This is a genomic window from Streptomyces sp. NPDC032940 (genome assembly GCF_040636935.1).
GTDB lineage: Bacteria > Actinomycetota > Actinomycetes > Streptomycetales > Streptomycetaceae > Streptomyces.
Window position 1 is genome coordinate 1 of the sequence record NZ_JBEZVJ010000038.1, and the last position, 12,012, is coordinate 12,012.

The 12,012-nt window shown below is 71.6% G+C and carries 2 protein-coding genes; both read left to right on the forward strand.

The features are described from left to right. Positions 1–912 (forward strand): phosphopantetheine-binding protein (locus tag AB0E77_RS30660; protein ID WP_361577130.1); only part of this gene is annotated, 912 nt, incomplete at its 5' end. A gap of 44 nt (positions 913–956) precedes the next feature. Beyond that, a complete protein-coding gene (locus AB0E77_RS30665) occupies positions 957–11,942 on the forward strand; it encodes a type I polyketide synthase (RefSeq protein WP_361577133.1) in 10,986 nt (3,661 codons plus the stop codon). The last annotated feature ends 70 nt before the right edge of the window (positions 11,943–12,012 follow it).

The following is a 12,012-nucleotide window of genomic DNA, read 5'->3' on the forward strand; positions in this document are numbered from 1 at the left end:
CAGGCGAACTATGCGGCGGCGAACGCGTATTTGGATGCGTTGGCCGAGGCGCGGCGTGGTGAGGGTCTGCCGGCGACGTCGATCGCGTGGGGCCCCTGGGCCGACGACGGCATGGCGGCTCAGAATGCTCTGGTCAGTGGCCGCATGGAGCGGTTCGGGTTGCCTCCCATGGAGCCCGGACTCGCGGTCAAGGCCATGGAGCAGGCCATCACAGGGCCCGATGCCTGCCCGGTGATCACCGATGTCGACTGGTCGCGGTTTGCCAAGGAACTGACTGGCTCCCGCACCAGCGCGCTCTTCGGTGAGATCGCCGAGGTGCGACAACTGCACCAGAACGTGGGCGAGTCCGCCGAGGATGCCTCGGCCGAGGGCGCTGTGCCACTCGCGGAGACCCTCGCAGCCCTTCCCGCAGCCGAGCGGGAGACGTTGCTGCTCGACCTGATCCGCAAGCACACGGCTACGGTGCTCGGGCACGCCTCCCACGCGGGGATCGACGCGGAGCGGGGCTTCTTCGAAATGGGTCTCGACTCGCTCACCGCGGTGGAACTCCGCAACCGGCTGAACACGGCCACCGGCCTGAAGCTGCGGCCCACCACGCTGTTCGACTACGCGTCACCCTCCGCACTGGCTCACCACCTTCTGGGGGAGCTGGCACCGGAGGACGACGCACCGGAGAAGGCGTTGCCCGTGGAGATCGACCGCATCGAGGCCGTACTCACCGCGCTGCCGCAGGACGACATCGCCCGTACCAGGGCTGTCGTCCGACTCCAGGCGATGCTCGCCAAGCTGGACCAGCCCAGCGCTGCGTTCACGGAGGGTGCCGACCCGGACGAGGCGGCGGACGACGATCTCGAGGACGCGTCGCTCGACGAACTCTTCGACGTGATCGACCGAGAGCTCGGGGATGCCTGAGAATGATCAAGAACCGTTTGGTGTCCGCGAGGGGGCAGGACTAAGTGTCGAACGAAGAGAAGCTGGTTGAGTACCTGAAGCGGGTCATGGCTGACCTGCGTCAGACCCAACGCCGCCTCCGTGACGTCGAGGAGAAGTCCCAGGAGCCCATCGCGATCGTCGGGATGAGCTGTCGCTTCCCTGGAGGGGTGCGGTCCCCGGAGGAACTGTGGGAACTGCTCGCCGCCGGCGGCGACGCCGTGTCCGAGTTCCCGGACGACCGTGGCTGGGACCTCGCCGCCCTCTACGACCCGGACCCGGACCGCGCCGACACGTCGTACGTGAAGGAAGGCGCCTTCCTGTCCGACGCGGGCGCCTTCGACCCGGCGTTCTTCGGCATATCGCCCCGCGAGGCGCTGGCCATGGACCCGCAGCAACGGCTCCTCCTGGAGACCAGCTGGGAGGCCATGGAGCGGGCCGGCATCGCACCGGCCTCGGTGCGCGGTACCAAGGCCGGGGTCTTCGTCGGCACCAACGGTCAGGACTACGTCGAGGCCCTGCGTCAGGCCCCGAAGGGCGTTGAGGGCTACCTCGCCACCAGCAGCGCGGCCAGTGTGATGTCCGGCCGCCTCTCGTACACCTTCGGGCTCGAGGGCCCCGCCGTGACGGTGGACACGGCCTGCTCGTCGTCGCTGGTGGCCCTGCACATGGCGGTGCAGTCACTGCGCCAGGGCGAGTGCTCGGTCGCCTTCGCCGGCGGAGCCACCCTGATGACGACACCGGGGCTGTTCGTGGCGTTCAGCCGCCAGCGCGGCCTCGCTCCCGACGGCCGCTGCAAGGCGTTCGCCGCGGGCGCCGACGGCACCGGCTGGGGCGAGGGCGTGGGCATGCTCCTGCTGGAGCGGCTGTCCGACGCCCGGCGGAACGGCCACCCGGTACTCGCCGTGGTCCGCGGCTCCGCCGTCAACCAGGACGGCACCAGCAGCGGCCTGACCGTGCCGAACGGCATTTCCCAGCAGCGCGTCATCCTCCAGGCCCTGGCGAACGCCCGACTGTCCGCCACCGAGATCGACGCCGTCGAGGCGCACGGCACGGGGACGACGCTGGGCGACCCGATCGAGGCGCAGGCGCTGCTGGCGACGTACGGTCAGGACCGCCCTGAGGACCGGCCGCTGCGGCTGGGATCGATCAAGTCGAACTTCGGACACACCCAGGCCGCGGCCGGTGTGGCCGGTGTGATGAAGATGGTCCTGGCCATGCAGCACGGGCTGCTGCCGCAGACCCTGCACGTCGACGAGCCTTCGCCGCAGGTGGAGTGGTCGGCCGGCGCTGTCGAACTGCTGACGGACGCCATGCCGTGGCCGGAGGGCGACGAACCCCGACGGGCAGGCGTCTCCGCCTTCGGCGTCAGCGGCACGAACGCCCACGTGATCCTGGAGCAGGCACCGGCCGCCGAGGAGGAGCCGACCGCGGACGCCGAGCCGCTGGCGGTGGTGCCGTGGGTGGTGTCCGCGAAGTCGGAATCGGCACTGCGGGCACAGGCGGAACGGCTCGCCGCGTACGTACGCGACCAGGCGGACGTGTCGCCGGTGGACGTCGGATTGTCGTTGGCGACGACGCGTTCGGCTTTCGAGCACCGCGCCGTGGTCCTGGATGGACTGAACGGCCTTGAGGCGCTGGCTGAGGGCCGTGAGGCGTCGGGTGCGGTGTGGGGGAGTGCGGCGGGCGCGGATGGCCGCGCGGTGTTCGTGTTCCCGGGTCAGGGTTCGCAGTGGGCCGGGATGGCGGCCGAACTCCTCGACACCTCACCGGTGTTCGCGGAGCGGATCACCGAGTGCGCGGCTGCGCTCGCGCCGTTCGTGGACTGGTCCCTGACCGACATCCTGCGCGACACGAACACGGACGTTTGGCTCGACCAGGTCGATGTGGTGCAGCCGGTGTTGTGGGCTGTGATGGTGTCGCTGGCCGAGGTGTGGCGTTCGCACGGCGTCGAGCCAGCTGCGGTGATCGGTCACTCGCAGGGTGAGATCGCCGCTGCCTGTGTGGCGGGTGCCCTGTCGCTCACGGATGCGGCGAAGGTGGTGGCCCTGCGGAGCAAGGCGATCCGTGCGCTGTCCGGTCGTGGTGGCATGGTGTCCGTGTCGCTGAGCGCCGACGAGGTCGGTGAGCGTCTGGCGGCTTGGGACGGTCGGCTGTCGGTGGCTGCGGTCAACGGTCCCTCGGTCGTGGTCGTGTCCGGTGACGCGGACGCGCTGGACGAGTTGCTGGCCGCGTGTGAGGCCGACGGCGTGCGGGCGCGGCGTATCGCGGTGGACTATGCCTCGCACTGCGCGCACGTCGAGGCGATCGAGGACGTTCTCCTGGGCGACCTGGCGGGGATCGCCCCGCAGGCGTCGAGCGTGCCGTTCTACTCGACGGTGACGGGCGGCGTCGTGGACACGTCGTCTCTGGACGCGGGCTACTGGTATCGCAACCTGCGGCAGACGGTCCGTTTCGCCGACACCCTGCGCGCACTCCTCGATGACGGTTTCCGCCTGTTCATCGAGTCCAGTGCGCATCCGGTGCTGACGATGGGCGTCGAGCAGACCGCCGAGATGCACACCAACATCCCTGTCACGGCCGTGGGTTCGCTGCGTCGTGGCGAGGGCGGTCTGGAACGTTTCCTGACCTCCGCCGCCGAGGCGTTCGTCGGCGGTGCGGCCGTCGACTGGGCCGGTGTGTTCGCGGGTGCGGGTGCCCGGCGTGTCGACCTGCCCACCTACGCCTTCCAGCACGAGCACTTCTGGCTCAAGACGCCGGCTTCCCGCGTCGGTGACGTGGCGGCCGTCGGTCTCGGGTCGGCGGATCACCCGCTGCTGGGCGCGGTGGTGTCGCTGGCGGACGACTACGGACTGGTCCTGACGGGCCGCTTGTCCCTGGCGGCGCAGCCGTGGCTGGCCGACCACCTCGTACTGGGCAGGGTGGTCGTGCCGGGAACGGCGTACGTTGAGCTGGCCCTGCGGGCGGCGGACGCGGCCGGCAGCCGGGTGCTGGAGGAGCTGACGCTCCAGGCCCCGCTGGTGCTGCCCGAGTCGGGCGCGGTACAGGTGCAGGTCGTCGTGAGCGGCACGGACGATCCGGAGCGTCGCGCGGTGGGAGTCTTCTCCCGCGCCGAGGGCGACGACGAAGCACCGTGGACCTGCCACGCCAAGGGCCTGCTCGCCCTGTCCGAGACCGAGGCCGGGGAGGAACGGCACCAGTTGGCCGTGTGGCCGCCCGCGGACGCGGCACCGCTCCCGGTGGACGACCTGTACGAACGACTGGCCGGCCTCGGTCTCGACTACGGCCCCGTCTTCCGCGGCGTACGGGCGGCCTGGCGGCAGGGCGACGACGTGTTCGCCGAGGTCGCCCTCCCGGAGGAGGATCGGGACGAGGCGGGCCGCTACGGCATCCACCCGGCACTGCTGGACGCGGCGCTGCACGTGACCGGCGTCGGTCGTCCGACCGGCCCGGCCGGCGACGGCGGCGCGGGAGAGCCCGGTACGGCACAGCTGCCGTTCGCCTGGAGCGGGGTCTCGCTGCACGCCACCGGCGCCTCCATGCTGCGGGTCCGGCTGTCCAGGGCGGGGACCGACGGCGTATCGCTGCTGGTCGCCGACCCCGCCGGTGCGCCGGTGGCGTCGGTCGGCTCGCTGGTGGGCCGTCCCGTCGCCCCGGAACTGCTCGAGAGCGCCGCCCGGCCGTCGCTGGACTCGCTGTACGGGGTGAGCTGGGAGGCACTCCCGGCCAGTGCCGCACCGGCCGACGCCGCTCAGCGGTGGGCCGTGCTCGGCACGGACCCCTCGGGCGCCGAAGCATTCCGCGACACGGCCGTGCGGCGGGCGGCGACCCTCGCCGAGCTGTCCTCAGCCACGGAAGGGTCGTTCCCGGACGTCGTGGTACTGCCGTGCGTCTCCCCGACGGAGACGGACGACATCCCCACCGCCGTGCGCGAGCTGACCGGCCGCGCACTGCACGCCGTACGGGAATGGCTCGGCAGTACCGCCGCCACGGGCTCGAAGCTGGTCCTCCTGACACGCGGCGCCATGGCGACGGCCACCGGCGAGGACGTCATGGACGTGGCGGCCTCAGCGGTCTGGGGTCTCGTCCGCTCCGCGCAGACGGAACACCCGGACCGGTTCCACCTGGTCGACCTCGACACCTGGGAGGCCGCCGGCGACGCCGTACGCGTGGCCCTCGCCACCGAGGAGCCCCAGATTGCCGTCCGGGTGGGTGAGGTACGCGCTCCCCGTCTCGTCAGGGCTTCCATACCCACGACGGACGGTGAGGCGAACGCCCCCTGGAACGCCGAGGGAACCGTCCTGATCACCGGAGCCAGCGGACTCCTGGGCGGCCTGGTCGCCCGCCACCTGGCAGCCGAGCACGGCGTACGGCACCTGGTGCTGGTGTCGCGCCGAGGCGCGGACGCCACCGGAGCACCGGAACTCGCCGCCGAACTGGACGCCCTGGGCGCCGACGCCGTCTTCGAGGCCTGCGACGTGACGGACCGCGACGCACTGGCCGGCGTACTGGCGCGTATCCCCGAGGGCGCGCCCCTGCGCGCGGTGGTGCACGCGGCGGGCGTCCTGGACGACGGCGTCGTGGACGCGCTGACGCCCGAACGGATCGACACCGTCCTACGGCCGAAGGCGGACGCGGCCCTGCTCCTGCACGAACTCACCCGGGACCTGGACCTGTCCGCGTTCGTGCTCTTCTCCTCGGCCGCCGCGGTCTTCGGCGCCGCCGGCCAGGCCAACTACGCGTCGGCGAACGCCTTCCTGGACAGCCTGGCCGCACACCGGCGGGCGCAGGGCCTGCCCGCCGTCTCGCTGGCCTGGGGCTTCTGGGCCGAGCGCAGCGAGATGACCGGCCACCTGGCCGACACCGATCTCGCCCGCATGGCGCGCGGCGGTGTCGTACCGCTGTCCACGCAGGAGGGCCTCGCGCTCTTCGACGCGGCGACCGCCGGGGACCAGACGCTCCTCGTCCCGGTACGGTTCACCGGCGCCGCCCTCCAGGGCGGCAACGGACCCGTTCCGCCGCTGATGCGCCGACTGGTGCGTCCCCGCGTGCGACGCGCCGCGGCGGCGACGGCACCCGACACGGCCGACGGCCTGGCCGGCACCCTCGCCGGACTGCCGGAGGCCGATCGGGAACAGACCGTACTGGACCTGGTGCGTACCCAGATCGCCTCCGTACTCGGCTACGCGACACGCGACGCGGTCGCAGCCGACCTGGCCTTCAAGGAGTTGGGTTTCGACTCGTTGACGGCGGTGGAGCTGCGGAACCGGTTGAACGGGGCGACGGGTCTGCGGTTGCCGGCGACGTTGGTGTTCGACTATCCGTCGCCGGTGGTGCTGGCGCGTCATCTGCTGGCGGAGCTGGTGGCGGCGAACGCGGCGGACGAGGGTGCGCGTGCCCGGCGGCCCGCGCCCGTATCGGCTTCGGTGGTGGACGAGCCGATCGCGATCGTGGCGATGAGCTGTCGTTTCCCGGGTGGTGTCCGTACTCCGGAGGAGTTGTGGCGTCTCCTGGAGCGGGACGGGGATGCGATGGCCGCGTTCCCCGAGGACCGTGGCTGGGACCTGGAGGCGCTGTACCACCCGGACCCCGATCACAAGGGCACGGCGTATGCCCGTGAGGGCGGTTTCCTGTACGACGCTGCTGAGTTCGACCCGGGTTTCTTCGGTATCTCGCCGCGTGAGGCGTTGGCGATGGATCCGCAGCAGCGCCTGCTGTTGGAGACGTCGTGGGAGGCGTTGGAGCGGGCGGGTATCGACCCGGCGTCGGTGCGTGGCAGCCAGACCGGCGTCTTCGCCGGGATCATGCACCACGACTACGGCTCCCTCTCGGTGCCCGACGGCGTCGAGGGCTACATCGGCAACGGCACCGCGGGCAGCATCGCCTCGGGGCGTATCTCCTACACGTTCGGGTTCGAGGGCCCTGCGGTGACGGTGGACACGGCGTGTTCGTCGTCGCTGGTGGCGTTGCATCTGGCGGTGCAGTCGCTGCGTCAGGGGGAGTGCTCGCTGGCGCTGGCGGGCGGTGTGACGGTGATGGCGACGCCGGCGCTGTTCGTGGAGTTCAGCCGCCAGCGGGGGCTTTCGCCCGACGGCCGGTGCAAGGCGTTCGCCTCGGGTGCGGATGGCACCGGGTTCTCCGAGGGCGCCGGGATGCTGCTGCTGGAGCGGCTCTCCGACGCCCGGCGTCACGGCCACCGGGTGCTGGCGGTGGTGCGTGGTTCGGCCGTCAATCAGGACGGTGCGAGCAATGGGCTGACGGCGCCGAACGGTCCGTCGCAGCAGCGGGTGATCCGTGCTGCGTTGGCTAATGCCGGGGTGTCTGCGGCTGAGGTCGATGTGGTGGAGGCGCACGGTACCGGGACGACGCTGGGTGACCCGATCGAGGCGCAGGCGCTGCTGGCGACGTACGGCCAGGAGCATGCGGAGGAACGGCCGTTGTGGCTGGGTTCCGTCAAGTCGAACATCGGGCACACGCAGGCCGCTGCGGGTGTCGCGGGGATCATGAAGATGGTGCTGGCAATGCGGCATGGTGTCATGCCGCGGACGTTGCACATCGATGAGCCGTCACAGCATGTGGAATGGTCGGCCGGGTCTGTCGAGCTGCTGACCGAAGCAACGCCGTGGCCCGAGACGAGCTGGCTCCGCCGGGCGGGTGTGTCGTCGTTCGGCGCCAGCGGGACGAACGCGCACGTGATCCTGGAGCAGGCTCCGGTTGTCGAGGAGACGCCGGTTGCGGACGCTGTGCCGCCGGTGGTGGTGCCGTGGGTGGTGTCGGCGAAGTCGGAGGCTGCGCTGCGGGGTCAGGGCGAGCGTCTGGCCGCCTTCTTGAGTGAGTCGGATGCCGATCCTGTCGATGTGGCGTGGTCGTTGGCGACGTCGCGGTCGGCGTTCGAGCACCGGGCTGTGGTGCTGTCGGGTGATCGGGCTGGGTTGTCTGCGCTCGCGTCGGGTGAGCCGGTTGCCGGCGTGGTCAGTGGTCAGGTGGTGCCGGGTCGGCTGGCGGTGTTGTTCTCGGGTCAGGGTAGTCAGCGTGTGGGGATGGGCGGGGGGCTGTATGAGGCGTTCCCGGTCTTCGCCGAGGCGTTCGACGAGGTGTGCGCCGCCTTTGACGGTCTGCTGGAACGACCGTTGCGGGGCGTGGTGTTCACCGATGGTGACGCCCTGGACGCGACCGTGTTCACGCAGGCGGCGTTGTTCGCCATCGAGGTGGCGTTGTTCCGGCTCGTGGAGTCGTGGGGTGTGCGTCCAGATGTCGTCGGCGGGCATTCAATCGGTGAGTTGGCGGCAGCCCATGTCGCCGGTGTGTGGTCGCTGGAGGACGCGTGTGTGCTGGTGGCCGCGCGCGGTCGTCTGATGCAGGCACTGCCGTCGGGCGGGGCGATGCTCGCCGTCGAAGCGGACGAAGCCGTCGTCAACGCGTCACTGGCCGGCCGGGAAGGCGTGGCTGTTGCGGCGGTCAACGGGCCGCAGGCGGTGGTGGTCTCCGGCGACGGTGCTGTCGTCTCGGAGCTTGAGGAGGCATGGCGGGCTGAGGGTCGTCGGGTGCGTCGGCTGCGGGTGTCGCACGCCTTCCACTCGCCGTTGATGGAGCCGATGCTGGACGAGTTCCGCGAGATCGCCCAGTCCCTCACCTACAACGAGCCCCGGCTCTCCGTCCTGTCGAACGTGACGGGCGAGCTGGCGGCTGCCGAGGGCGTGTGTGACCCCGAGTACTGGGTGCGCCATGTGCGGGAGGCGGTGCGCTTCGCCGACGGCATCACGCATCTCTCCGAGCAGGGCGTGACCACCTGCCTCGAGTTGGGCCCCGACGGTGTGCTGTCCGGGATGGGCGCGGACTCCGTCCCGGAGATGGTGTTCGCTCCGGTCCTGCGCAAGGACCGGGACGAGGCCGGGGCGCTCGTGGAAGCCCTCGCGCAGGCATACGTCCGGGGACACGCCGTGGAGTGGGCTGCGTTCCTCGCCCCGTCCCGCCCTCGGCTGGTGGAGCTGCCCACCTACGCCTTCCAGCGAGACCGCTACTGGCTGGAGGCGGCCCTGTCCGCCGGCGATGTGTCGTCGGCGGGTCTGGGCGCTGCGGATCATCCTCTGCTCGGTGCGGCGGTGACCCTGCCCGATTCCGACGGTTGTCTGTTCACGGGCCGTCTGTCGCTGGCGTCCCACGCCTGGCTGGCGGACCATGCGGTGCTGGGAGCCGTCCTGCTGCCGGGCACCGCCTTCGTCGAACTCGCCCTCCACGCCGGTAACTGGGTCGGCTGCACGCGGTTGGACGACCTGGTGCTTGAGGCCCCTCTGGTGCTGCCGGAGAGCGGTGCCGTCCAGATCCAGGTCGTCGTCGGTGGCGCCGACGACAGCGGCCGGCGCCCGGTCAACGTGTACGCGCGTCTGGAGTCCGGCGACCCGGACCAGCCGTGGACACGTCACGCCGGTGCCGTACTGACCCCGAGCCCGGCGGAAACGGCCAGGCCCGTGTCGGACGAGCCGGGCGTATGGCCGCCGGCCGGGGCCGAGGCACTGGACGTCGAGGGCCTGTACGAACGGTTCGCGCTGGGCGGGCTGACATACGGGCGCATGTTCCAGGGCGTGCGGGCGGCCTGGCGGCGGGGCGACGAGGTCTTCGCCGACATCGAACTGCCGGAGGAGCACGCGGACCAGACCACGCGCTACGGCATCCATCCCGCGCTGCTGGACGCGGCTCTGCACATGGCCGGGCCGGGCGGGCTGACCGACCAGGGCGATGAGGGCGGCCAGAACCGGATTCCGCTGCCGTTCGTCTGGAACGGCGTCTCCCTGCACGCCAACGGCGCGAGCAGGGTCCGGGTCCGGCTCGCTTCTGCCGGGGCCGACGGGGTGTCGGTGACCATGGCGGACGAGTCCGGTCGGCCGGTGGCCCAGGTGGACGAGTTGGTCACGCGCTCGGTCACCGCCGAGCAGATCGACGCCGCCCGCGGTGCCCTGCGCGAGTCGCTGTTCCGGCTCGACTGGCGCAGCCTGCAACTCCCGGTGACCGCGGGACCCTCCGCCCCCCGGTGTGCCGTGGTCGGCGCGGGGAGCGACACTCTCGCCGCCGGTCTTCAGGCGGGTGGCTGGGATGTGGCGCGGCACCCGGACCTGAAGAGCCTGGACCGGCGTCACGACGACGACGGCGCATCCCTCCCGGAATGGGTGTTCCTCTCCGTACCGGGCGACGACACGTCCTCGGCGACGGACTCGGACGCGAGCACCGGCACTGCCACCCTGCGCTCGACGGTGGTCGAAGCGCTGGAGCGCGTGCAGGACTGGCTGGCGGACGACCAACTCGCCGATCAGCGGCTGGTGATCGTCACCCGAGGCGCGGTGACCACCGCGTCGTTCGCCGCGAGCCCCGCCGGACAGAACGTGCCCGACGCGGCGTCAGCCGCCGTATGGGGCCTGGTGCGTTCGGCACAGGCGGAGCACCCGGACCGGCTGCTGCTCCTCGACGTCGACGACCCCGCCGAGACCGCGTCCGCTGTTTCCCTCGCCGCCGCCCTGTCCTCGGGCGAGCCGCAACTGGCCGTACGCGGAGGCGGCCTTTTCGCACCCAGGCTGGTACGCGCCACGACGGACGCTCCGCCCACCGGGGCCGAGCAGGACGAGCCCCCGGCCGCCGAGCACGGAGGTGCGCCGCGCGGCGTGGCGACCTGGGACCCCGAGGGCACGGTGCTGATCACCGGAGCGAGCGGCACACTCGCCGGTCTGGTGGCCCGGCACCTGGTGACCGAGCACGGCATACGGCATCTGCTGCTGCTCAGCCGCAGGGGCGCCGACGCGAGCGGGGCGGCGGAGCTGACGGCCGACCTGAGCGCGGCGGGAGCCTCGGTGACCTGGGCCGCCTGCGACGCGGCCGACCGCGACGCCCTCCGTGCGGTGCTGGCGGACATCCCCGCCGCGCAACCGCTGAAGGGCGTCGTGCACGCAGCCGCCGTGCTGGACGACGGCATCATCGCGTCGCTGACGCCGGAGCGTATCGACGCGGTACTCCGGCCGAAGGCGGAAGCAGCGGCCGTCCTGCACGAACTGACCGCCGAAGCCGACCTCTCGGCGTTCGTGCTCTTCTCCTCCGCCGCCGGCACGTTCGGCGGCGCCGGACAGGGCAACTACGCCGCCGCGAACGCCTACCTCGACGCCCTCGCGACGCGGCGCCACGCCCAGGGCCTGCCCGCCCTGTCGCTGGCCTGGGGCCTGTGGGAGCAGCGCAGCGGTCTGACCGGCGGCCTGGGCGAGGCCGACCAGCGACGCATGGCCGGCATCGGGCTCGGCGGACTGCCGACGGCCGACGGACTCGCCCTGTTCGACGCCTGCTGCGCCGGCCGGTCCCCGGTGCTGGCGCCGATGCGGCTGGACACGGCAGCGGTCCGGGCTTCCGTGCGGGACGGCGGAGACGACGTGCCGCACGTGCTGCGGGAACTGGTCCGGCTGCCCCGGCAGCGGACGGCGGCCACCGAGACGACGGCACCGGGCGGCCTGCGGGAACGGCTGGCCGGTGTGCAGACGGCGGAAGGCGAACGCATCGTGCTGGACACCGTGCGGCGGAACGTCGCGTCCGTCCTCGGCCACGGCGCCACGGAAACCGTGGAACCGGCACGCGCCTTCAAGGACTTCGGCTTCGACTCGCTCACCGCGGTGGAACTGCGCAACCGGCTCAACGCGGTCACGGGGCTGCGGCTGCCCGCCACCCTCGTGTTCGACTACCCGACACCGTCGGCCCTGGCCGGATTCATCCACCAGGAACTGGCCCCTGAGGACGCAACCGTGGACGACGGCGGCGACGTCCCCCTGTCCGTGGGCCTCGATCGCCTCGAGGCCGGACTGTCGGCCATGACCCTGGAGGAGATCGGCCACACCGACGTCATCTCACGGCTACGGGATCTCCTTGCGAAATACGGCGACAGGCAGGAAGGCGCGGAAAGCGCAGTTCTCGCCGACAAACTCGAATCGGCGACGGACGGCGACCTCTTCAAGATGGTGGAAGAGGATCTCGGACTCATCTGAACCGCCCCTCGGAAACACACGACCCACACGGTCGACTCCCTTTCCGTCGAACGCCTCCGCTCCGCCTCTG